Annotated in this window: 24 protein-coding genes and 1 tRNA gene; 13 read left to right on the forward strand and 12 right to left on the reverse strand. The window is 58.2% G+C overall.

Going from position 1 to position 21,034, the window contains the following annotated elements; genetic code table 11:
- Positions 1–4 precede the first annotated feature (4 nt).
- Complete coding sequence (locus ACR0BI_RS03935; protein ID WP_170595352.1) at positions 5–547, forward strand: sugar O-acetyltransferase; 543 nt, start codon at positions 5–7, stop codon at positions 545–547.
- 71 nt (positions 548–618) lie between these two features.
- On the opposite strand, the gene ACR0BI_RS03940 is transcribed toward ACR0BI_RS03935, so the two are convergent.
- The 3 genes from ACR0BI_RS03940 to ACR0BI_RS03950 form a co-directional block, all read right to left on the reverse strand.
- On the reverse strand, positions 619–2,427 hold the full coding sequence (locus tag ACR0BI_RS03940) for an ABC-F family ATP-binding cassette domain-containing protein (protein ID WP_480561395.1): 1,809 nt from the start codon (positions 2,425–2,427) through the stop codon (positions 619–621).
- Positions 2,428–2,495: 68 nt separating this feature from the next.
- Positions 2,496–3,230 carry a GNAT family N-acyltransferase gene (locus ACR0BI_RS03945; protein WP_170406340.1) on the reverse strand — a complete coding sequence of 245 codons (735 nt, stop codon included), beginning with the start codon at positions 3,228–3,230 and terminating at the stop codon, positions 2,496–2,498.
- Positions 3,231–3,328: 98 nt separating this feature from the next.
- Positions 3,329–3,805: an outer membrane protein assembly factor BamE gene (locus ACR0BI_RS03950; protein ID WP_170396685.1), complete on the reverse strand. Its 477-nt coding sequence runs from the start codon at positions 3,803–3,805 to the stop codon at positions 3,329–3,331.
- An 84-nt stretch (positions 3,806–3,889) separates the two neighbouring features.
- On the opposite strand from ACR0BI_RS03950, the gene ACR0BI_RS03955 reads away from it, so the two are divergent.
- The 8 genes from ACR0BI_RS03955 (at position 3,890) to ACR0BI_RS03990 (ending at position 9,231) form a co-directional block, all read left to right on the forward strand.
- Positions 3,890–4,426, forward strand: coding sequence for a DUF177 domain-containing protein (locus tag ACR0BI_RS03955; RefSeq protein WP_170595346.1), 537 nt, complete (start codon positions 3,890–3,892; stop codon positions 4,424–4,426).
- Between the two features lie 205 nt (positions 4,427–4,631).
- Complete coding sequence (gene rpmF / locus ACR0BI_RS03960; protein ID WP_008756996.1) at positions 4,632–4,838, forward strand: 50S ribosomal protein L32; 207 nt, start codon at positions 4,632–4,634, stop codon at positions 4,836–4,838.
- Between the two features lie 24 nt (positions 4,839–4,862).
- Positions 4,863–5,948: a phosphate acyltransferase PlsX gene (gene plsX / locus ACR0BI_RS03965; protein ID WP_170626811.1), complete on the forward strand. Its 1,086-nt coding sequence runs from the start codon at positions 4,863–4,865 to the stop codon at positions 5,946–5,948.
- 24 nt (positions 5,949–5,972) lie between these two features.
- The gene (locus ACR0BI_RS03970; RefSeq protein ID WP_170406350.1) at positions 5,973–6,944 is read left to right on the forward strand and encodes a beta-ketoacyl-ACP synthase III; all 972 of its coding nucleotides are present in this window, start codon (positions 5,973–5,975) and stop codon (positions 6,942–6,944) included.
- 96 nt (positions 6,945–7,040) lie between these two features.
- Positions 7,041–7,343: an integration host factor subunit alpha gene (gene ihfA, locus ACR0BI_RS03975; protein ID WP_008755922.1), complete on the forward strand. Its 303-nt coding sequence runs from the start codon at positions 7,041–7,043 to the stop codon at positions 7,341–7,343.
- 18 nt (positions 7,344–7,361) lie between these two features.
- Positions 7,362–7,952: a MerR family transcriptional regulator gene (locus tag ACR0BI_RS03980; protein ID WP_480561394.1), complete on the forward strand. Its 591-nt coding sequence runs from the start codon at positions 7,362–7,364 to the stop codon at positions 7,950–7,952.
- Between the two features lie 61 nt (positions 7,953–8,013).
- Positions 8,014–8,090 (forward strand) — tRNA-Pro (locus ACR0BI_RS03985).
- Between the two features lie 61 nt (positions 8,091–8,151).
- Positions 8,152–9,231: a 2'-deoxycytidine 5'-triphosphate deaminase gene (locus ACR0BI_RS03990; protein WP_170662775.1), complete on the forward strand. Its 1,080-nt coding sequence runs from the start codon at positions 8,152–8,154 to the stop codon at positions 9,229–9,231.
- Positions 9,232–9,234: 3 nt separating this feature from the next.
- On the opposite strand, the gene ACR0BI_RS03995 is transcribed toward ACR0BI_RS03990, so the two are convergent.
- The 6 genes from ACR0BI_RS03995 to argS form a co-directional block, all read right to left on the reverse strand.
- Positions 9,235–9,474, reverse strand: a complete 240-nt coding sequence (locus ACR0BI_RS03995; protein WP_170396673.1) for a hypothetical protein — start codon at positions 9,472–9,474, stop codon at positions 9,235–9,237.
- A 65-nt stretch (positions 9,475–9,539) separates the two neighbouring features.
- A complete protein-coding gene (scpB, locus tag ACR0BI_RS04000; RefSeq protein WP_170636219.1) occupies positions 9,540–10,190 on the reverse strand; it encodes an SMC-Scp complex subunit ScpB in 651 nt (216 codons plus the stop codon).
- On the reverse strand, positions 10,183–10,977 hold the full coding sequence (locus ACR0BI_RS04005; protein WP_170509855.1) for a segregation and condensation protein A: 795 nt from the start codon (positions 10,975–10,977) through the stop codon (positions 10,183–10,185). Before ACR0BI_RS04005 ends, scpB begins: the two co-directional genes overlap by 8 nt.
- Positions 10,967–11,974, reverse strand: a complete 1,008-nt coding sequence (gene nagZ / locus ACR0BI_RS04010; RefSeq protein WP_480561393.1) for a beta-N-acetylhexosaminidase — start codon at positions 11,972–11,974, stop codon at positions 10,967–10,969. The genes ACR0BI_RS04005 and nagZ overlap by 11 nt, the downstream gene beginning before the upstream one ends.
- Positions 11,971–13,062, reverse strand: coding sequence for an SPOR domain-containing protein (locus tag ACR0BI_RS04015; protein ID WP_480561392.1), 1,092 nt, complete (start codon positions 13,060–13,062; stop codon positions 11,971–11,973). The genes nagZ and ACR0BI_RS04015 overlap by 4 nt, the downstream gene beginning before the upstream one ends.
- Positions 13,063–13,101: 39 nt before the next feature.
- Positions 13,102–14,847 (reverse strand): arginine--tRNA ligase, encoded by a 1,746-nt coding sequence (argS, locus tag ACR0BI_RS04020; protein ID WP_480561391.1) that lies wholly within the window; start codon positions 14,845–14,847, stop codon positions 13,102–13,104.
- A 130-nt stretch (positions 14,848–14,977) separates the two neighbouring features.
- On the opposite strand from argS, the gene ACR0BI_RS04025 reads away from it, so the two are divergent.
- Positions 14,978–15,529 (forward strand): putative pterin-binding protein, encoded by a 552-nt coding sequence (locus ACR0BI_RS04025; protein WP_480561390.1) that lies wholly within the window; start codon positions 14,978–14,980, stop codon positions 15,527–15,529.
- Here the strand turns inward: ACR0BI_RS04025 and ACR0BI_RS04030 are convergent.
- Positions 15,511–16,668, reverse strand: coding sequence for a deoxyguanosinetriphosphate triphosphohydrolase (locus ACR0BI_RS04030; protein ID WP_480561389.1), 1,158 nt, complete (start codon positions 16,666–16,668; stop codon positions 15,511–15,513). The two genes, ACR0BI_RS04025 and ACR0BI_RS04030, sit on opposite strands and share 19 nt — an antisense overlap.
- 76 nt (positions 16,669–16,744) lie before the next feature.
- Between ACR0BI_RS04030 and ACR0BI_RS04035 the strand changes: the two genes are divergently transcribed.
- Together ACR0BI_RS04035 and xth are read left to right on the forward strand one after the other, a co-directional pair.
- Positions 16,745–17,068: a HesB/IscA family protein gene (locus ACR0BI_RS04035; RefSeq protein ID WP_170396659.1), complete on the forward strand. Its 324-nt coding sequence runs from the start codon at positions 16,745–16,747 to the stop codon at positions 17,066–17,068.
- Between the two features lie 280 nt (positions 17,069–17,348).
- Positions 17,349–18,128, forward strand: coding sequence for an exodeoxyribonuclease III (xth, locus tag ACR0BI_RS04040; protein ID WP_170396657.1), 780 nt, complete (start codon positions 17,349–17,351; stop codon positions 18,126–18,128).
- Positions 18,129–18,132: 4 nt separating this feature from the next.
- Here xth and ACR0BI_RS04045 read toward each other — a convergent pair whose 3' ends face one another.
- On the reverse strand, positions 18,133–19,284 hold the full coding sequence (locus ACR0BI_RS04045; protein ID WP_480561388.1) for an FAD-dependent monooxygenase: 1,152 nt from the start codon (positions 19,282–19,284) through the stop codon (positions 18,133–18,135).
- A 72-nt stretch (positions 19,285–19,356) separates the two neighbouring features.
- Positions 19,357–19,779, reverse strand: coding sequence for an RNA polymerase-binding protein DksA (gene dksA / locus ACR0BI_RS04050; protein WP_074736317.1), 423 nt, complete (start codon positions 19,777–19,779; stop codon positions 19,357–19,359).
- Positions 19,780–20,164: 385 nt separating this feature from the next.
- Between dksA and ACR0BI_RS04055 the strand changes: the two genes are divergently transcribed.
- A complete protein-coding gene (locus ACR0BI_RS04055; RefSeq protein ID WP_170406386.1) occupies positions 20,165–21,010 on the forward strand; it encodes an AAA family ATPase in 846 nt (281 codons plus the stop codon).
- Positions 21,011–21,034: the final 24 nt, after the last annotated feature.

Raw genomic sequence — 21,034 nt, forward strand, 5'->3', positions numbered from 1 at the left:
TTTCATGACCGAGCGGCAGAAAATGGCGGCAGGCGAGTGGTATTGCTGCCTCGACCCCGAACTGGAAGTGCTTCGCATGAAAGCACGCCGCGCGGTCCATGCCCACAACACCTGCCCGCCCGATGACCGAGGGGCTATAGCTCCCGAATTGGCGGCGCTCTTTGCGGGGATCGGGCAGGATTGCTATTTCGAGGCCCCGTTTCACTGCGCCTATGGGATGAACCTAACGCTGGGCGACCGGGTGTATCTGAATGCGGGCTGTGTCATTCTCGACACCGCGCCAGTTCGCATCGGCAGTGACTCGATGCTCGGCCCCACGGTGCAGATCTATTGCGCCCAACACGCCAAAGACCCAGCCCTGCGCGCACAGGGTCTGGAAATCGACCACCCGGTGACAATCGGCGAAAACGTCTGGATCGGCGGCGGCGCGATCATCATGCCCGGCGTCACTATCGGAGACCGCGCCATCGTCGGCGCGGGCAGTGTCGTCACGAAGGACGTCCCCGCCGGAGCAACTGTTGTCGGTAACCCCGCCCGCCCCATTTGAGCACGCTCAAACCGGTGCATAGGTTTGTACAACTCAGACAATCTAGTCGATTGAGGTTGTACAACTCGGACTCAACTGGCCTCGGCCTTCTCTTCAAGCATCAGCCACTCTTCCTCAGCCGCTGACAGTTTTTCCTGCCGTTCGACCAGGGCATCGGTTGCCTTCTGGAACTTGATCGGTTCGCGTGTGAACAGCTCAGGATCAGACATCAGATCTTCGAGCTTGGCGATCTCGGCTTCAAGGCGCGCGATCTCTGCTGGTAGCTTCTCAAGTCGGTGTTTCTCCGAAAATGAAAGCCCCGCCTTCTGCTTCGCCTCTTGCTTCACTTTCGGCTTTGAAGGCCTTGCTTTTTCTTCCTTTTTCGCAACTACATCACCTCGCTGCGCGATGTAGTCGGACCAACCACCGGAATAGACCGTTGCGCGCCCATTGCCCTCCATCGCGATAGTTGTGGTGGCGACCCGATCCAGAAAATCTCGGTCGTGACTGACCAGCAAGACCGTTCCATCGTAGTCGTCCAGAAGTTCCTGCAGCAGATCCAGTGTTTCGACATCCAAGTCGTTCGTCGGTTCGTCCAGTACCAGAAGGTTCGAGGATTTTGCCATCAGTTTCGCCAACAGCAACCGGGCTTTTTCCCCACCGGACAAGGACTTAACAGCCGCTCTTGCCTGCGCGTCATCGAACAGAAACTCTTTGAGATAGCCCACTACATGCTTGGGTTGACCGCCCACCATCACCTGATCGGCCTTGCCCGAGACTCGCATCTCGGGATCGCCGGTCAAGCTGTCCCACAGGCTCATTTCCGGGTCCAGCTGTGCCCTCGCCTGATCGAACACGGCGATCTCAAGGTTAGTACCCAGCACCACCGAACCCTTGTTCGGTTCGACCTGACCTAGCAGCATTTTCAGCAACGTGGTCTTGCCCACACCGTTCGGCCCAACAAAGGCCACACGGTCACCGCGCTGAACCAGAAGATCGAAATTGCGCACGATCTGCTGAGAGTCAAATGCCTTTGAAACGCCATTGGCCTCGATGACCTTGCGGCCTGATTTCGGACCGGATTCCAACGTCATGGCAGCCGATCCCTGACGTTTGATCTGCGCTGCACGCTCGGCGCGCAAGGCTTGTAGCGCCCGAACACGACCCTGATTGCGCTTGCGGCGGGCGCTGATACCCTCGACGGCCCATCGCGACTCGGACTTGATCAAGCGGTTCAGCTTGTGGCGCTGCTGATCCTCCTCTTCCCAGACCTTGTCCCGCCAGTTTTCAAAGGCCGCAAAGCCCTGTTCTTGCCGCCGCACAACTCCGCGATCGATCCACAGCGTCGCACGGGTCAACGCACGCAGGAAAGCGCGGTCATGCGAAATCAAAACATAAGCCGCGCGCGTCGAGCCCAACTCACGCTCCAACCACGCAATCGCCTCGATATCCAGGTGGTTCGTCGGTTCGTCCAGCAACATCAAGTCAGGCGCCTCGGCCATCAGCTTGGCCAAGGCGGCGCGTCGCCTTTCCCCACCCGAAGCGGTTTCGACCGCACGCTCAGGGTCGAATTTCAGCCCTTCGCCCGCGCGTTCGACCTTATACAGCTCACCCGGTTCCAACCCGCTTGAGGCATAGTCTCCAAGCGTCGCGAATCCCTGCATTCCGGGATCCTGCTCCATGTAACCCACTGATTTACCAGGAGGGATGACGATTTCACCCTGATCGGCCTCGACCAGCCCGGCCATCACTTTCATCAAGGTGGATTTGCCTGACCCGTTCCGCCCGACCAGCGCCACGCGATCACCTGGTTGAATCACAAGGTCCAGATCGGAAAACACCGGATCACCCCCGAACGTCAGAGAGATACCGGACATCTGCAATAAAGGAATTCTCGCCATACCCGCCAGCTAAACCGGCCAAAGCAAGGCGTCAACGCCCCAACTTCACCTTTTCCCAGATACTCAAATCACCCAGCCACCGCGCGCAGCAACCGTTTACGAGCTGGGGGAATTGCTCCGATTTCAAGGCCGGTGAACACATGCAGGGTGTTCATGTGCCTGTCTACCACCGCATGATCGCTGACCCACCCCCCCATCATCAGATAGGTGCGCAACAAGGGAGGCATCCGAAGCATCGCCTGTTTTACATCAGGGCGTCGGCGCAAGCGCGCCGCAAAGCGAAACACATCCGGCGCCTTGACTCGCGGCAACCATCGCCTTGGTGCCAGATGTCGGTGTTTGAGCATCGCAAAAGCGTCAAGATATTCGGCAGTTTCTGTTCCAGCGAATGACGAACAACCAAACAGCATTTCGATCCCGTTCTGATCGACATACGCCGTCATTGCGCCCCACGCGACACGCAAGATATCCGGATCATTGTAGTCCGGGTGGATACAGAACCGGCCCATCTCAACCATCGGTCCGGTAAAATCGCGTAGCGCCGACAGGTCATAGAACTGTGCCGAGTAGCTGAGTCCGATTTCAAAGCCGCCCTGCATTGTCAGCATACGGAAACAGCACACCAACGCCCCACCGGCCTGCAGATCTTCGACCAAAACATGGGCGCAGCGTTCGTCAAAAGCATCACAATCCTGACCATCAGTAGCAAAGGTCAGCATCCTCAGCGTCTGCGCCGCCGCCACGTCTTGCTCGGTTTGCGCCAAGCGGGCGCGATATCGGCCCTTGTCCAACAAAACCGCCATGGTCGCATCCTCCTGCGGTTGCTGACCGGTCACATCTGTCTGGTCCTTACTACAGAATGTGTGACTGTCCTGTGACCACTGCAAGAGAATTGGTCGCTTTAGTTGTTTGCGCCAGGAATATTTGCCGGGTTGAAGTTGCCGATGTTACCCAGAAGCTGACGCAGGAAGCCTTTGTCTTCCACGTTGGAATCGGTCACGCGACGATCCAGCACGATGACATAGCCGTCTTCCAGGCCGAACCGCTCGATATTGCGAACGACACCGCGCTGATCAAAGCTGATCGCGACCAGTTCACGTGAAACGACCTCGGGTCGTTTGGGCCCATAATGACGGACGCGCGAGGCGACATAGTAATAGCCCGAATCCCGCACCACGCCCGCCGAGCTGGGCGCGCCGATGGTTTCTTCAACACTATCGCGGGTATCGACGCCGACCTTGATTTTGGCCAGATCCTCTGGCGGAGGTACGTAGCCGTGATTCTTGAAGATTGGTGAACATGCGCCCGCGACCGCCAGACAGGCCGCAAAGACAAGCGTTTTCGACGCTGGTTTCAACCTGTTCAAACCCTTCAACATGCACATCCTCTTGCCATGGCCCCTTGCGGACCCTATCCGATTACAGAAACCAAGGCTCCGGTTCAACACAGGAAAACCTCACGAATGAGCAACCAGACATCTTTACGCGTCGCAGACCTGCCGCAAAACGCTCCGACCCCGTTTGAGTTGCGCCCCACCGGCGACGCGCTGGAGGTCATAAAACAAGAGCTCGGCCTGCTTGGCCTGCGCAAGCTCAGCTTTGTCGGCGAATTGCGCGCGCAGGGCAAACGGGATTGGACGCTTTCTGGCAAGCTGGGCGCAACGGTGATCCAACCTTGTGTCGTGACGTTGGAACCAGTGACCACACGCATCGACACCCCGGTGAGTCGCGTCTTTGTGGCCGATTGGAGCGATCCGGAAGAGCCCGAGTTCGAAATCCCCGAGGATGACGAGACCGAACCGCTTGGCCCCGAGATCGATCCTGCGCTGATCATGGTTGAAGCGCTGTCGCTGGCCCTGCCCCAATACCCACGGAAGGATGGAGTCGAGCTGGGCCAGATAGACTATACCGAACCGGGCAAACAGGCCCTCACGGATGAGGATGTAAAACCCTTCGCTGGTTTGGCCGGGCTGCGGGATGCGATGAAAAAAGACGAGTGACAGGCGAGGGATTTCCTGTCATAGCAGGCCGTCAGAAAAACCGCTTGAACATGACGAGAATCGCAGTATTTTCGCGCGCTCATTGGAATTTGGGTTGGACATTGCGGGGCAAGCCCCTTAAACGCGCGTCAAACCACGAGAAAACAAAGTACGTAACCCGGCTGACAGCGATTCTGTCAGCCCATATCAGACAAAGGTTGAGACCATGGCCGTCCAACAGAACAAAGTTTCCAAGTCGCGTCGCAACAACCGCCGCGCACACGACGCTCTGGTTGCTGCAAACCCGAACGAATGCCCGAACTGCGGCGAGCTGAAGCGCCCACACCACGTTTGCGCATCTTGCGGCCACTATGACGATCGTGAAGTCGTCGCTCAGGCCGACGAAATCGACCTGGACGAAGACGCGGCCTAAGCCTGATTGGACGCAGGCCAAGGCATGACGGATCAGCCCACGCAGACCGGACGGATCATCATCTCGGTTGACGCTATGGGCGGAGATTCGGGCCCTGCCGTCGTTGTGGCGGGCATTGCAAAATCTGCGGACAAGAACCCGAAGATCGGGTTCATCCTGCACGGTCAGGAACAGGAACTACGCAAGCTGGTTGCCAAACGGCGTGTCCTTGATGGGCGCGTCGTTTTTCGTGATTGCCCGGACGTGGTCACGATGGAAGACAAACCAAGCCAGGTTGTCCGCAGCGGCAAGAGCACGTCGATGTGGTCCGCTCTGGAAGCGGTGCGTGCAGGTGAAGCGCACGGCGCGGTGTCCTGCGGCAATACGGGCGCGCTGATGGCCATGTCCATGTTGCGGCTGCGCAAGCTGCCCGGCGTGAACCGCCCTGCCATCGCGATCCTGTGGCCCTCGCGCAATCCGCATGGGTTCAACGTGATGCTGGACGTCGGCGCAGATGTGCGCGCTGATGCCAAGGACCTTTTGCAATACGCGCTGATGGGGGCTTCATACGCGCGCAACGGTATGGCGCTCAGCCGCCCTCGGATCGGATTGCTGAATGTCGGTACCGAAGAACACAAGGGCCGCGCCGAACTGAAAGAAGCCCATGCGATGATTTCGGACTTTGCCGATCAGGCGAATTTCGAATTCGTGGGCTTTGTCGAAGGCAGCGATATCCCCGGCGACAAAGCTGACGTGATCGTGACCGACGGCTTCACTGGAAATGTCGCCATTAAAACCGGCGAAGGCACCGCGAACCTTATCGGTGATTTGCTTCGTGAAGCGTTCAAATACTCGCCCCTATCCCGGCTGGCCTCGATCCTGGCAATCACCTCGTTGAATCGTCTGAAAAAGCGGATAGACCCGCGCCGCGTCAATGGAGGCGTGTTCCTCGGGCTTAATGGAACCGTGGTGAAATCCCATGGCGGAGCGGACGCAACCGGCGTTTCCGCAGCGGTCAAACTGGCTTTCACATTGGCTGAATCCGGTTTCTCCGAAAAATTGGCGGCACGGGTTGCATCAACAGCCGCACTTGCACAAGATGCGGCCCATTCCGTGTCTCAATCGGAATAATAACAAAAAAGGCAGTACCCCAGCATGGCAGGCCGCTCAGTTGTTGTAGGTGTCGGGCATTATTTGCCAGAGCGCGTTGTACCGAACTCTGAGTTCGAGAAAACGCTGGATACGACGGACGAATGGATTCGCACCCGGTCCGGGATCGAGCGGCGACACTTCGCGGCCGAGGACGAAACCACATCCGATCTGGCCACCAAAGCGGCCGAAGCCGCACTGGCTGATGCCGGACTGACGGCGGATGATATCGACGCGATTGTGCTGGCAACCTCCACAGCTGATTTGACCTTTCCTTCGGCGGCAACCATGGTACAGGCCCGGTTGGGCATGACCAAAGGTTTTGCCTTCGATGTACAGGCGGTCTGCGCAGGGTTTGTCTTTGCGCTCAGCAACGCCAACGCCCTGATCCTGTCCGGTCAGGCCAAGCGCGTACTGGTGATCGGCGCCGAGACCTTTTCACGAATCATGGACTGGACCGACCGGTCGACCTGCGTGCTGTTTGGCGATGGCGCGGGCGCACTGGTTCTGGAAGAGCAAGAGGGTCAGGGCACTTCGGATGATCGCGGTATTCTTGCGACCGACTTGAATTCGGACGGACGCTACAAAGACCTTCTCTATGTTGATGGCGGGGTTTCGACCCAATCCACCGGCCACTTGCGGATGCAGGGCAATCAGGTCTTCCGTCATGCGGTCGAGAAACTGGCCCGAACTGCCGAAGTCGCGCTGGAACGAGCCGGTTTGTCCAGCGATGATGTCGACTGGATCGTGCCGCATCAGGCCAATATCCGCATTATTCAGGGCACCGCCAAGAAGATGGGCCTGCCGATGGATAACGTCGTCGTCACCGTTCAGGACCATGGCAACACATCGGCAGCCTCCATCCCTCTGGCCCTGTCGGTGGGCAAGCAAAACGGCCAAATCAAAACCGGCGATCTGATCGTTACAGAGGCGATTGGTGGCGGTCTGGCCTGGGGGGCGGTCGCACTGCGTTGGTAACCGGCACAATCCGGCTTACAGAGCCTCCTGCAATTCATTGATATTGACAGCGAATTTTGCATAGCCATATGCTCAGACATCAACAGGGGAAAAAGCATGGGCGACAAAACACTGACCCGAATGGATCTGAGCGAGGCCGTCTTTCGTGAGGTTGGCTTGTCACGCAATGAAAGCGCACAGCTGGTCGAAAGCGTTCTGAACCACATGTCTGACGCGCTGGTGCGTGGCGAACAGGTTAAGATTTCGTCATTCGGCACCTTCAGCGTTCGGGACAAAACCGCCCGTATCGGTCGCAACCCTAAAACCGGTGAAGAGGTTCCGATCCAGCCCCGTCGTGTACTGACATTCCGTCCGTCGCACCTGATGAAGGATCGCGTCGCCGCAGGGAACCGCAAGTAAGTTCAGGACATCCAGGTTATGAGTAAGTCCCCCGATGCCTTTCGCACCATAAGTGAAGTTGCGGACTGGCTCGGAGTTCAGGCTCATGTGCTGCGTTTCTGGGAAAGCCGGTTTACCCAAGTCAAACCCGTCAAACGCGCCGGTGGGCGGCGATATTATCGCCCCAATGATATGCGTCTGCTGGGCGGTATCAAGAAACTGCTACACGAGGACGGGATTACCATCAAAGGTGTTCAGCGTATCCTTCGGGAACAGGGCGTTGCGCATGTTGCATCGCTTTCGCCCAATTTGGATGAAAACGCGCCCGCACCCAGCATCGACGATACTGTGGTTCCGTTCGCTTCAGCGCCGGAACCATCCGCAAACCAGATCGACATGGATTTGGGCGAACCCGCCCATTCCCCTGCCCCAGAGGCTCCGAAACCCGTCGCAACCCCCGAACCCAAACCGATACCGGCTGAGCTGGATGCAGCGCCGCTGATGGGTGGTATTGCCTCGCTGGCATGGAATCGTGACGAGTATGACGATAAGCTGTTGCACCAGATTGCACCCATCGCCAAGGACCTGCGCAGGTGGCTGGATCGCGTCGAACACCACACGGCGGGATAGCAAAAAAGGCGATGATTTCCTCTTGCCCCCGCCGGGAAAGTCTTTATGAACACCTCAACGTCGGGCTATGGCGCAGCCTGGTAGCGCGTCCGTCTGGGGGACGGAAGGTCGCAGGTTCGAGTCCTGCTAGCCCGACCAAATCACACCGACGTTTATGGCACATAGGCCAGATCCCGCTCTGGCAGCAGAGGGGATCGAGATGACAGGTGTTTGCCCAAACCAACAGCTTGAGGCGATGATTGCACGCGGTGAGATCGCCGCAAGCCCGGATATCATCCCTGCACAGGTGCAGCCGGCAAGCCTTGATCTACGTTTGGGAACAGTGGCTTACCGGGTGCGCGCGTCCTTTCTGGCGGGCGAAGGGCGTTCTGTCGCAGACCGGCTGGCCGAGTTTGAGATGCACCGCATCGACATCACTGAAGGCGCTGTTCTGGAAAAGGGCTGTGTCTATCTGGTGCCGCTGATGGAATCGCTCGCCCTGCCCGATGACGTCAGTGCGGTGGCCAATGCCAAAAGCTCGACCGGGCGGCTCGACTTGCTCACGCGCACGATCACCGATGGCGGAACCGAGTTTGATCGGGTTCCCGCAGGCTACACAGGTCCGCTTTATGCCGAGATCTGCCCGCGATCGTTCTCGGTTCTGGTGCGCCCCGGAATGCGTCTGAATCAGATCCGTTTCCGCAAAGGTCAGGCAGTACTGAGCGACGCCGAGCTGAACGCGTTGCATGGTCAAACGCCGTTGGTTGATGGGCCAGCCGTCATTCAGGACGGGTTGGGGTTTTCGGTCGATCTGCAACTGCCCGATACCGATCTGGTCGGCTATCGTGCCAAGCCCCATACCGGGGTGATCGATCTGGATCGGATCGGCGAATACGACCCGCAGGAATACTGGGAAGAGGTGCATACCAAGGATGGTCGCATCATCCTCGACCCCGGCGCGTTTTACATTCTCGTCAGCCGCGAAGCGGTGCATATCCCGCCAATGTATGCTGCTGAAATGGCCCCATATCTCGCTATGGTCGGCGAGTTCCGGGTACATTACGCCGGATTCTTTGACCCGGGCTTTGGACATGCCGAAGCAGGCGGTGCCGGATCACGCGGGGTGCTGGAAGTGCGCTGCCACGAAGCGCCATTTGTGTTGGAACACGGACAAGTCGTCGGGCGCCTGGTTTATGAGAAGATGGCCGAAATGCCGACACAGCTATATGGTGCTGGGATTGCCTCGAACTATCAGGGTCAAGGCCTGAAACTGTCCAAGCATTTCAAAGCTGTGGGCTGAGTTTCAGAACTTCATGAACCGACGCATCTGACGCGACACCTGCCGCATCTGCTTTGCGCTTTGATTTTGGCGCTTGGTCGCATCGCGCATCTGGCGATCCGCCTCGGGGCCATTCTCAACATCAGACTGCCCCGGTTTGCGGCCCACCTTGCTGGCCATATCAATACCCTTGTCCACACCGTGGTTCACCAGGCGACGCATCACCCGGCGCACGATCATATCGATGATCCGATTGGCATTCATTGGCTCAACTCCGTTTCCTGCACCCTATGATAGGCGGGATCTGCGGCAATAAAAGGGCTGTCCGATCAATCTTCTTCGAACAGCTCGGTTTGATCTTCGTCCTCGTCATCACCCTGCCCTTCGCCCAGCGGCACAGCACCAGGGGGTGGGCGATTCTCCAACAGTCCGGCTGCGCGCAACTCCTTCAGGCCCGGCAGGTCACGGGCGTTTTCCAGCCCGAAATGATCCAGAAACTCAGGCGTTACGACGAATGTCACCGGACGGCCTGGTGTCATGCGACGGCGGCCCAGTCGGATCCACTCCATCTCAAGCAGTTGATCAATGGTGCCGCGCGAAACGGACACGCCCCGGATTTCCTCAATCTCGGCGCGGGTGCAGGGCTGGTGATAAGCCACGATCGCCAGCGTTTCGATGGCCGCCCGGCTGAGTTTGCGGGTCTCGACAGTTTCCTTCTGCATCAGGAAGCCAAGATCGGGGGCTGTGCGGATCGCCCAAGCCTCACCAACGCGCACCACACGCACCCCGCGCCCTTCGTACCGCTTCTGAAGCGATTCAACGGCTTGCGCGGCATTGCTGCCATGGGGCATCCGCGCTTCAAGATCACCAATCGTCACTGGCTCGGCGCTGGCAAACAGCACGGCCTCGACCATACGTTCCTGTTCCGCCAAGGGCGGCGCTTCGAACAGTGTGCCTGTCTCTTCGTTGGCGTCAGTCACGTGTCTCAGTCCTCTTACGCAGATGGATCGGCGCAAAGGTCTCGCTTTGCTTGATCTCCATATGTCCTTCTTTCACCAGCTCAAGCGAGGCTGCGAAGGTTGCAGCCGTGGCAGAGCGTCGCCGAACCGGATCAGCATCCCAGCCTTCGGGCAGGTAGGTCTCCATATCCGTCCACGCACCGGCAAAGCCAATTAGGGGTCGCATCCGCTCAAGCGCTTGTTCCATGGTGAAAACGGCGTCGCGGTCCATGACAAAGGGGCGGAACTCGTCGCGCGTGCGGATACGCGCATAGCCCTGCATCAGGTCCAGCAGTGTGGCGGAATAGGTCACGGTGCGGATACGCGTAACATCCTCACCCTGCCCGCGTTTGAAAAAATCGCGGCCCAATTGATCACGCGCCATCAGGCGCGCAGCGGCATCGCGCATGGCCTGCAGACGCTCCAATTGGAATGCGAGGTGCGCGGCGAGTTCCTCGCCCGAGGGGCCTTCATCATCCGGGTCCGGGGGCAGCAGCAAGCGGGATTTGAGGAAAGCTAGCCAAGCGGCCATCACCAGATAGTCGGCGGCCAGTTCGATCCTCAACTGACGCGCTTTTTCGACAAAGGTCAGATACTGTTGCGCCAACGCCAGAACCGAGATTTTGCGCAAGTCAACTTTTTGCGTACGCGAAAGTGTCAAAAGCACATCGAGCGGACCCTCAAACCCGTCGACGTCCACAATCAAAGCCTCGGCGGCCAGCCGATCGGCAACCGAGACCGGGTCTTCGCTGAAAAGGTTATCCTGCATATACCTGCCCGCCCATTAGGGCAGATAGTTCCGCCTCGGCGGCTTGGATGTCAAGTTCCTGTGGCGGTTGTCTCCGGGCCAGCGCCCGATCTGCGCGGGCTTGTGCCGCATCCGACATCTCACCAGCGGCTTCGAGCACCTGCGCGCGTTCTTCAAAGGCCCCGTTGCAGTGCAAAGCAACATCGCATCCAGCGTCCAGTGCCTTTCGGGCCAAGTCGGCGGGCGCGCCGTTCAGGGCTTTCATCGTGATATCGTCGGTCATAATCAGACCGTCGAAACCGATGCGCCCCCTAATCAACGTCATCATTCCAGCAGAAATCGTCGCGGGCCTTGGATCGATCTGGTCATAAACCAAATGCGCCGTCATCCCCATCGGCAAGTCGTTCAGCGCGCGGAATGGTGCAAAATCTGCTGCTTCCAGTGCACTTAGAGAAAGATCCACATGCGGCAACTCGTGATGACTGTCGAGCGTCGACAGACCGTGGCCGGGCATGTGCTTTACTACCGGCAACACTCCGCCATCAAAGTGTCCGTTGGCAACGGCTCGACCAATCGCGGACACTTTTTCGGGATCGGACCCATAGCAGCGGTTCTTCAGGAACGCATGAGTACCCTCGCGGGCCAGATCGACCATCGGTGCACAATTGCTGTCGATGCCCAATTCCAGCAGTTCATGCGCGATCAGACGATAGCGCAGATACATCGCGCGCTCGGCCTGATCTCCGGCATGCGCGACATGATCCAAAGGGGGCAACCATTCACGGGCTAAAGGTGCGCGCAGACGTTGTACGCGGCCACCTTCCTGATCGACTGTGATTAGGCAATTTCGGCCAACCGCCTCGCGGAAGTCCTCGCACAAGGCGCGGGTCTGGTCAGCGGATTCGATGTTGCGGGCAAACAGAATGAACCCGAACGGGTTCATCTCTTTGAACAAAGCTTTTTCATCCGGCGTCAGGCGCAGCCCTTCGGCATCGGTGATAACCGCGCCAAATCTCACCGGACGGCGACCGGGATACAGTCTGCACCCTGCGCGACTAGGGCCGCGCAAAACTGGCGCGAGTCGCTCAGATCATCAAACCCCATGACACGCAGGCGATAGAAGGTTCGTCCTCCGCTTGAGGTCTTCTGGATAACACGCTGTTTTCCATCCATATATTCTCCAAATCGGCCATTCAAACGTGCCCATTCGGCCTGCGCCACATCGGCGCTTTCGTATGCCCCAAGCTGAGCAAGTCGCGTGCCTTTGGTCAATGTATCAGGATCAACATCCAGACCAACAGCAGCCTTTACTGCAGCATTGATCGCAGCTTCCGTAGCGCTGTTGGACGAAATAGAACTTGGCGTAGCGCGGGCTGGACGCACATGCGGACGCAGCGACCGGCGCACACCAGGCAGTGCAGCAATCTTAGGGTCGGGCTGTTGCGCTGCGTAATCAGCCGGATCAATCGCGGGCTCTTCTTTGGGCGTGACCAGGGAAGCCAATTGCACGCCCTGCTCAGGCGTCTGTTCAGGCAGAGGTTCGGCGGCGAGCCCTTCGGCCAGAGCGTTCACGATCGCCTGATCAGTGGCGGGTTCCTCAATCACTTGCACTGCATTTGTGGCCTCAAGCGCGGTCATGGGCGTGTCTTCATCAGTCAGAGACACGGGGCGCGGTGCGAGGATCAGACGATCTGCCGGCGGTGCAGCAGTCCCGACAGCGGCAACTGCATTCACCGCTAGGCCCTGATGATCAGCAGGCGTCCCGCCGGGATTTTCGGGCTGCACGCGCATGGGTCCTTCGGCGGCGCGCACGACCGGTACCCCGCTGACGTCGCGCATGATCAGTTGGTAGCCCCAAACGCCGACTCCGGCGACCAGCGCCAAAGACGCAACCGCACCAAGCACGTTGACAATACGGCCCAGCCCAGCGCCTGCGCGCGGGGCGTCATCATAGCTATAGCTTTCATCAGGATAATCATACGCATCTTCAGGATGCGATTGATTCGAGTAATGCATCTGCTCGGGGCTATGCTGCCCCGAGTAATCGTAACGTGCCATTTCCGCCTCACCGCCCGATTGCGCCGCAAATAGTGGCGCGCGGGTCATTTCTTGTCTGCCTCAGACCGGCGGTTCGGGCGATATTTGTTATCGCATCTCCTGCGCCGGGGTAACGCCAAGAATACCCAAGCCCGCTGAAATCACAACAGAAACAGCCCGGGCCAGTGCGATTTTCGATTGGCTTGTGGCAACATCGCCATCCTGAATGAAACGCAACTGGGTTTCGTCATTGCCCTTGTTCCACAGCGCGTGGAAATCTCCTGCCAATTCATAGAGATAGAAGGCAACCCGGTGCGGTTCATTTGTGCGAGCGGCGATTTCAACCAGACGTGGCCATTCTGCCAGCTTCTTGGCAACGGTCAGCTCAGAGGCGTGGTCGATCTTGCCCAGATCTGCCCCTGATAGCGTAGCATCATCGGCAGAAATCCCGGCCTCAGCGGCGCGGCGCAGCACACTCATGACGCGGGCATGGGCGTATTGGACGTAGAACACCGGGTTTTCGCGGCTTTGTTCCAACACCTTGTCGAAATCGAAATCCAGCGGTGCGTCGTTCTTGCGGGTCAGCATCACGAAACGGGTTACATCAGGCCCGACCTGATCGACTACATCGCGCAACGTGACAAAGTTCCCTGCCCGCTTGGACATCTTGAATGGCTCGCCATTCTTCCACAGCTTCACCAATTGGGTAAGCTTGATATCCAGCGGCACCTTACCATCGGAAAGGGCCGAAACGGCCGCCTTCATCCGTTTGACATAGCCGCCATGGTCCGCACCGAACACATCGATTAGCGCGTCAAACCCACGGCTCACCTTGTCATAATGATAAGCGATATCCGGGGCGAAATAGGTCCAGCTGCCGTCCGATTTCTTGACCGGGCGGTCGACGTCATCCCCGTGTTCGATCGACTTGAACAAGGTCTGCTCGCGCGGTTCCCAATCCTCGGGTTTCTTACCCTTGGGCGGCTCAAGAACGCCTTCGTAGATCAGGCCCTTGTCGGTTAGCGACTGAAGCGCAGCCTCGATCCGCCCTGTGCCGTAGAGCGACTTCTCTGAGAAGAACACATCCATCTCAACACCCAGCGCCTTCAGGTCGGCGCGGATCAGGTCCATCATAGCGTCGGTTGAGAATTCGCGCAGCTCTTCCAGCCATACGCTTTCTGGCTTGTCGATCAGGCTGTCGCCGTATTTCTCTTTCAGCGCCTGACCGATCGGGATCAGGTAATCGCCGGGATAGAGACCTTCTGCGATCTCAGGGCTCAGCCCGTTAGCCTCGCGATACCGTTCATATGCCGACCGCGCCAGCACATCCACCTGCGCGCCGCCATCGTTGATGTAGTATTCGCGGGTCACCTCATGGCCCGAATAGGCCAGCAAGCTTGCCAGCGCATCACCGAACACAGCCCCCCGCGTGTGGCCCACATGCAGCGGGCCGGTCGGGTTGGCCGAGACATACTCCACGTTCACCTTCTGACCATGTCCCATGGTCGAACGGCCATAATCGGTGCCCTTTTCCAGCACCGCAGCCAACACTCCCTGCCAAACCGAAGACGCAAGCCGCAGGTTTAGAAAACCCGGGCCCGCCACCTCGGCGCTGGTGATCCGGTTGTCTGCAGACAGCTTGCCCGCAAGCACATCCGCAATGTCCCGCGGCTTCATCTTCGCCGGTTTCGCCAGTACCATCGCCGCATTGGTCGCCATATCGCCATGCGCCGCATCGCGCGGAGGCTCAACTGCCACGTTGTCAAAGCTCAGCCCCTCAGGCAGCGCGCCTTCGGACTGCATCTGCGCCAGCGCGTCCAGTACCAGGCCGCGGATCTCGGAAAACAGGTTCATTTCGGATGTCCTTTTGCTTGCCGCGGGGTTTACCACGCAAAGCGCCAAGGTCAATGGACGCCTAAATTTTGCGCTTGGATTAACCGCTATCAGGGCTAAGGTCGGGGAAAACCGTGACCGGAGCCCCTGAATGCGCCTTACCCTGCCGATCGCCTTGTTGCTGACCACCGCCTTGCCCACATGGGCCGAGATGCCCTCACCTCAAGGCCACGTGCTGCTGACGCTCGGTGGCGCCGTCACCGAAACCAACCTGCCCGCGCGCGGCGAGAATGACGGCGGATTGTTGGGTTTTCTCGAAGTCACCCATACCGGTGCAGCAGGCTTTGACGCGGCTATGCTGGACGGGTTGGAACAGATCGAAATCACCATCCCCTACGGCCCGCCAGAGAACCAGCGCGACTATACCTTCGCTGGCCCGCTGTTGTCTGACGTAATGACGATGGCAGGTGCCAGGCGCAAATCCGCCCTGCCCATGGCTATGGATGGCTATCAGGCTGAAATCCCATGGGAAAGCATCGAGACACATCAACCCATCGTGGCCACCCACGCGGATGGCGTGCCGATGGGCATTGGTAGTTACGGCCCCACGATGATCGTTTTCCCGCCCACGAATGATGCTGAACTGGCTCAAACACAAGCCAGCCAACAGGTCTGGGCCATCGCCTATATTGCGATCGAGTGATCTCCGGTAAGCCGGGCATGGTCTTGCAGCGCAAACCTGTCGGTCATGCCCGCGATATAATCCGAGACGATGCGGGCCAGCGCGGTCTCATCCTTTGCCGTCTCGATATCGACATGCCAGTGCCCGGGCATCTGTTTCGGGTCGGACAGGTAAATCGGAAACAGTTCCTCAACCACCTTGCTGACACTGGCGCGCACTTCCATCACGCTCGGTGCGCGATACATGCGCGAAAACAGGAAGGCGCGGATCTGTTTGAGATTCGCCCAAAGATCATCCGAGAATTGAATGACCGGATAACCCAGATGGCGGATATCCTCGACCGACTGCGCCCCCGAGACCGCTATCAACGCGCGTGAGGTGTCGATAACATCCGAAACCATGACGCCAAATACCCGTCTGAGCGCCTCGTGCCGACGGCGATAAGGGTCAAGACCCGGAAATTTGGCATCCACTTCGGCGAAACAGGCATCAATTATGGGAAGCTGCTGAATGTCTTCATCTCTGAACAATCCCGCCCGCAATCCGTCAAACAGATCGTGGTTGTTGTAGGCAATGTCGTCTGACAACGCCGCGACCTGCGCCTCGGCGCTCGCATGGGTGTGAAGTTCGAGGTCAAAGCCCCGATTACACTCGGCCAATGCCCAAGGCAATGCACCAGTGACCGGCCCGTTGTGCTTGGCTATCCCTTCCAGACATTCCCAGGTCAGGTTGCACCCATCGAACTCGGCGTAGTGACGCTCAAGTTTGGTTACGATCCGAATGGCCTGCGCGTTGTGATCGAAGCCACCATATGACTCCATCAACGCATGCAGAGCGTCCTCGCCCGTGTGACCAAACGGTGTATGCCCGAGGTCATGCGCCAACGCGACCGCTTCGGTCAATTCGCCGTTCAGGCCTAAGGCCCCGGCAATCGTTCGGGCCACCTGAGCCACTTCTATGGAATGCGTCAGGCGGGTTCGATAACTGTCACCCTCATGCTCAACAAACACTTGGGTTTTGTGTTTGAGGCGCCTAAACGCGCTGGCATGAATTATCCTGTCACGGTCGCGCTGAAAGCATGACCGAAAACTGCTTTCCTCCTCAGGTACAAGCCGCCCCCTTGCGCGGCCTGGGTCCGAGGCAAAACCCGCTCTGTCCAAAGGTCTTGTCCTTGTCGCCTGTCGTCAGGTTCCATATATTGTACGATGCTAAGGAAATAAACCTTTGGAGACCGGCATGAATCTGCCCCCAACAGTCACAGAACGCGCCTTTGAACGCCTGGCCGAAATCGGTGCCGCAGATCAGGGCCAGGCCCTGCGTGTCGCTGTGGAGGGTGGCGGATGTTCCGGATTTCAATATGAGATCGCCCTGGATGTGCCGAAAGAGGACGATTTGGTGCTAGAGGGCAAAGGCCAAAAGGTCATCGTCGACTCGATCTCTCTGCCGTTTCTGGAGAACGCGGTAATTGATTTCACACAGGAACTCATCGGCGCGCGCTTCGTGATTGAGAACCCCAACGCCACGTCTTCCTGCGGCTGCGGCACATCGTTCTCGATGTAGCTCCGGTGGGGGCTTTGCCCCCACACCCCCAAGGTATTTTTAGCCAGATGAAGAGGGATCCGCTCTCTGACAGTCAAAGTCAGAGAACTTCACCTGGCGCGGTCATCGGCGCCTCCGCCTGTACCGCATACTCAGTTTTGACGAATATGGTTAAGAATCCGTTTCTTCATCTGGCCCAAAATACCTCGGAGCGCGAGGCAGAGCCTCGCTTACTTGTTCGGCAACTTGCCGTTGCGTGTATTCTGCGCGATAGGTTGCCAATGGCACCGGAGGATCACGCATGAAAATCGCCACATTCAACATCAACGGTATCAAGGCACGGGCCGAGGCGTTACCTCGCTGGTTGGATGAGGCGCAGCCCGATGTTGTGTTGCTGCAGGAAATCAAATCTATTGATGAGAATTTCCCCCGCGAGATTTTCGAGGAGCGCGGATATAACGTTGAAACCCACGGGCAAAAGAGCTTCAACGGCGTTGCAATCCTTTCGAAATTGCCGCTTGAGGATGTCTCCCGTGGGTTGCCCGGTGATGAAAGTGATGAGCAGGCGCGCTGGATCGAAGCTACTGTCATAGGAAAGAGAGCACTGCGCCTCTGCGGATTGTATCTGCCAAATGGCAATCCGGTGCCGGGGCCGAAATATGACTACAAGCTTGAGTGGATGGAGCGCCTCTATGATCGTGCCCGCGATTTGATGGCATCAGAGGAACCCGCGTTGATGGCCGGGGATTACAATATTATTCCGCAGGCCGAAGATGCCAAGCGCCCCGACGCCTGGCGCGAGGATGCGCTTTTTCGACCCGAAAGTCGCGCTGCATTCCGCAAGGTATTGAATCTGGGCTTCACTGAAGCCTTTCGCGCGCGAACGCAAGGCCCTGGTCATTACTCATTCTGGGATTATCAAGCCGGCGCGTGGAACAGAAACGACGGGATTCGCATCGATCACTTTCTTCTGACGCCGCAAGCTGCAGATTTGATGCGTGATTGCAGGATCGATGCCGAAGTGAGGGGGCACGAAAAACCTTCGGACCATGTGCCGGTCTGGGTTGATCTCGACCTGTGAACGCTTACGCGGTCGCGTCGTAGCTATAGATCCACTCGTAGCGCCGTGCCAAGCGTGGACCAACCGCCATTAAGGCGGCCTGTGCGGCCAGCCTCATTGGCCCACGAAGATGGAAATTACGCGCATTTGCGCCTGCGGCGCCAACCACTTGCCTGGCACGCGGTCGTCGAGTGGCTTCATAGGTAGCCAATGCGCGGGCGACGCCTGAGTTGTCCTGGAACGCGCGTGTCAGGACCCAGGCATCTTCCAGTGCTAGGCAAGCTCCTTGGGCCATAAAAGGCAACGTCGGGTGCGCAGCATCCCCAAGCAAGGCCAATCGCCCATTCTGCCAGATTTGGGCCACGGGGCGCAGAAACAGCGCCCAAAGGTGAACCTCGTCAATCTTTGACAATATGTCACCAACCGGTCCGCCAAAATCGGCGAACCGGGTTCGCAGGTCGTCGGGATCACCCTGACGTCGCCAGCCTTCCTCTTTCCAGTCGGAACGCTCTTCTATGGCCACGATGTTCACGAGGCGTTGATCGCGCAGCGGGTAGGTTACCACGTGCCGGCCTGGCCCCATCGTCAAGGACGCGCATGGCAGTTCTTCTCGCTGGGTCCAGGGGATCGTTGCTCGCCAGGCAACCTGATGGGTGAAAACCGGGACCTCGGGGCCATTCAAGATCGGGCGGATAGTGCTGCGCCCACCGTCTGCAGCGATCGCGCATTCCGCACGCAGCCTTTCGCCGCTTTCCAGAACGATCTCGGCTTCGCTTGAGTGTTTATGAACCGTGGCGACAGGTGCATCCAGCCGAATATCCACCCCAGAGCGCAAGGCGGCTTTGTGCAACAGGTCCAGCAGATCTGCCCGGTGATAATAGTAAGTCGACCCAGCGGCAGGGACCGGGACCCGACTGATCACGCGCCCATTACGGTAATCGCGCAAAACGGTCCCACCCGAGTTTTGTCCGGCCTCAGGCACCTTACCAGCTACGCCTAGCGCACGCAGTACCGCCATCCCGTTCGCACTGATTTGCAATCCAGCACCAACTTCGGTCAGTTCTGGGGCCTGCTCCAGAACCGTCACCTGAGCACCCTGACTTCGCAGTGCGAGTGCCGCGGCCATGCCCCCAATGCCGCCGCCAATGACGCAGAAATTCAGACCATTGATATTCATGGACCTGCCATAACGCAAAAACGCCGAGGCGACAGGCCCCGGCGCAGTTGTTTTGTTGCAATTTCCCAGCGATCAATCGTCGCGGTGGACCTTTTCGCGGCGCTCGTGACGCTCTTGCGCCTCAAGCGTCATAGTCGCGATAGGACGCGCATCTAGGCGCTTGAGCGAGATCGGATCACCGGTCTTCTCGCAATATCCATACTCCCCTTCTTCGATCCGGCGCAGGGCCGAGTCGATTTTTGCCACCAGCTTACGCTGACGATCTCGGGTGCGCAGTTCCAGCGCACGGTCGGTCTCTTCGCTTGCGCGGTCAGCGACATCGGGAATGTTTCGGGTGTTGTCCTGCAGACCTTCGATCGTATCACGGCTGCCTGCGAGTAGTTCTGTCTTCCAATCCATCAGCTTGCGGCGAAAATACTCAAGCTGGCGATCATTCATGAAAGGTTCATCTTCAGCCGGACGGTAATCTTCCGGCAGAAAAACTTCCTGCTTCATATTTGCTCCCTCGGTATGGCCTGAAACGTCGGTTGCGATTGTATTACCTGACATTCGGCACCCCCTTCTGCGGAGCGTTTATCCGACGGGGCAGAGATTGTCACTACACAAACGTATGCCTCGCCGCCGCGTCACTCCGACTGCTCTAATATTGAGACTTGTAACAACAAAACCTTGTTTTTCTGTGGTTCTCGCAAGGCGTTTTTCAGGCAGCTTCAACCCCTGCGATACCCCGCCCCGAACGAATCGCCCAATACAGATTGGACTTACAGCCCATTCCATCCTTTCGCGACGCTGCGGCCCGGCTTGTAAATAACCTTGCCTCTCTGTAACCCGAGCAGAGCAAACCCAGCCCGCATTCCGCGGAAACCACATGAGGGGTCCCATGACCGCACGTTTTCAAGGCACCGCAGAATATGTTGCCACCGACGATCTGAACATTGCCGTGAACGCGGCCGTCACGCTGGAACGCCCGCTGCTTGTCAAGGGCGAACCCGGAACCGGCAAAACCGAGCTGGCGAAACAGGTCGCAGGCGCGCTGGGGTTGACGATGATTGAGTGGAATGTGAAATCCACAACGCGCGCGCAGCAGGGGTTGTATGAATACGATGCGGTCAGCCGTCTACGTGACAGTCAGCTAGGTGATGAGCGCGTGCATGATGTTTCGAACTACATTCGCAAGGGGAAGCTATGGCAGGCATTCGATGCGGATGAAAAGGTCGTGCTACTGATCGACGAGATCGACAAGGCTGATATCGAATTCCCCAACGATCTATTGCAAGAACTCGATAAGATGGAGTTCCACGTCTACGAGACCGGCGAGACGATCCGTGCCAAGAACCGCCCTATCGTCATAATCACGTCGAACAACGAAAAGGAGCTACCTGACGCATTCCTGCGCCGCTGCTTCTTTCACTACATCCGCTTTCCAGACGAAGCCACGATGCGCCGTATCGTCGAAGTCCATCACCCCGGCATCAAAGATGCGCTGCTAACCACCGCGCTGACCCAGTTCTACGAAATCCGCGAAACGCAGGGTTTGAAGAAAAAGCCCTCGACCTCGGAAGTGCTGGACTGGCTGAAACTGCTCTTGGCTGAGGACTTGAGCGCTGAGGACCTTAAACGCGACGGTGTGAATGCACTGCCCAAGCTACATGGTGCGCTTCTAAAAAATGAGCAGGACGTACACCTGTTTGAACGGCTGGCCTTTATGGCACGTAGCAAGCGGTGATCACAGCTTGTCATCGGTACGGTC

This window comes from Ruegeria sp. E5, from assembly GCF_056534105.1.

Coding starts and splice junctions, on each gene's coding strand:
- ACR0BI_RS03935 (WP_170595352.1), top strand. CDS start 5: ATGACCGAGCGGCAGAAAATGGCGGCAGGCGAGTGGTATTGCTGCCTC.
- ACR0BI_RS03940 (WP_480561395.1), bottom strand. CDS start 2,427: ATGGCGAGAATTCCTTTATTGCAGATGTCCGGTATCTCTCTGACGTTC.
- ACR0BI_RS03945 (WP_170406340.1), bottom strand. CDS start 3,230: ATGGCGGTTTTGTTGGACAAGGGCCGATATCGCGCCCGCTTGGCGCAA.
- ACR0BI_RS03950 (WP_170396685.1), bottom strand. CDS start 3,805: ATGTTGAAGGGTTTGAACAGGTTGAAACCAGCGTCGAAAACGCTTGTC.
- ACR0BI_RS03955 (WP_170595346.1), top strand. CDS start 3,890: ATGAGCAACCAGACATCTTTACGCGTCGCAGACCTGCCGCAAAACGCT.
- rpmF (WP_008756996.1), top strand. CDS start 4,632: ATGGCCGTCCAACAGAACAAAGTTTCCAAGTCGCGTCGCAACAACCGC.
- plsX (WP_170626811.1), top strand. CDS start 4,863: ATGACGGATCAGCCCACGCAGACCGGACGGATCATCATCTCGGTTGAC.
- ACR0BI_RS03970 (WP_170406350.1), top strand. CDS start 5,973: ATGGCAGGCCGCTCAGTTGTTGTAGGTGTCGGGCATTATTTGCCAGAG.
- ihfA (WP_008755922.1), top strand. CDS start 7,041: ATGGGCGACAAAACACTGACCCGAATGGATCTGAGCGAGGCCGTCTTT.
- ACR0BI_RS03980 (WP_480561394.1), top strand. CDS start 7,362: ATGAGTAAGTCCCCCGATGCCTTTCGCACCATAAGTGAAGTTGCGGAC.
- ACR0BI_RS03990 (WP_170662775.1), top strand. CDS start 8,152: ATGACAGGTGTTTGCCCAAACCAACAGCTTGAGGCGATGATTGCACGC.
- ACR0BI_RS03995 (WP_170396673.1), bottom strand. CDS start 9,474: ATGAATGCCAATCGGATCATCGATATGATCGTGCGCCGGGTGATGCGT.
- ACR0BI_RS04005 (WP_170509855.1), bottom strand. CDS start 10,977: ATGCAGGATAACCTTTTCAGCGAAGACCCGGTCTCGGTTGCCGATCGG.
- ACR0BI_RS04015 (WP_480561392.1), bottom strand. CDS start 13,062: ATGACCCGCGCGCCACTATTTGCGGCGCAATCGGGCGGTGAGGCGGAA.
- argS (WP_480561391.1), bottom strand. CDS start 14,847: ATGAACCTGTTTTCCGAGATCCGCGGCCTGGTACTGGACGCGCTGGCG.
- ACR0BI_RS04025 (WP_480561390.1), top strand. CDS start 14,978: ATGCGCCTTACCCTGCCGATCGCCTTGTTGCTGACCACCGCCTTGCCC.
- ACR0BI_RS04035 (WP_170396659.1), top strand. CDS start 16,745: ATGAATCTGCCCCCAACAGTCACAGAACGCGCCTTTGAACGCCTGGCC.
- xth (WP_170396657.1), top strand. CDS start 17,349: ATGAAAATCGCCACATTCAACATCAACGGTATCAAGGCACGGGCCGAG.
- ACR0BI_RS04045 (WP_480561388.1), bottom strand. CDS start 19,284: ATGAATATCAATGGTCTGAATTTCTGCGTCATTGGCGGCGGCATTGGG.
- dksA (WP_074736317.1), bottom strand. CDS start 19,779: ATGAAGCAGGAAGTTTTTCTGCCGGAAGATTACCGTCCGGCTGAAGAT.
- ACR0BI_RS04055 (WP_170406386.1), top strand. CDS start 20,165: ATGACCGCACGTTTTCAAGGCACCGCAGAATATGTTGCCACCGACGAT.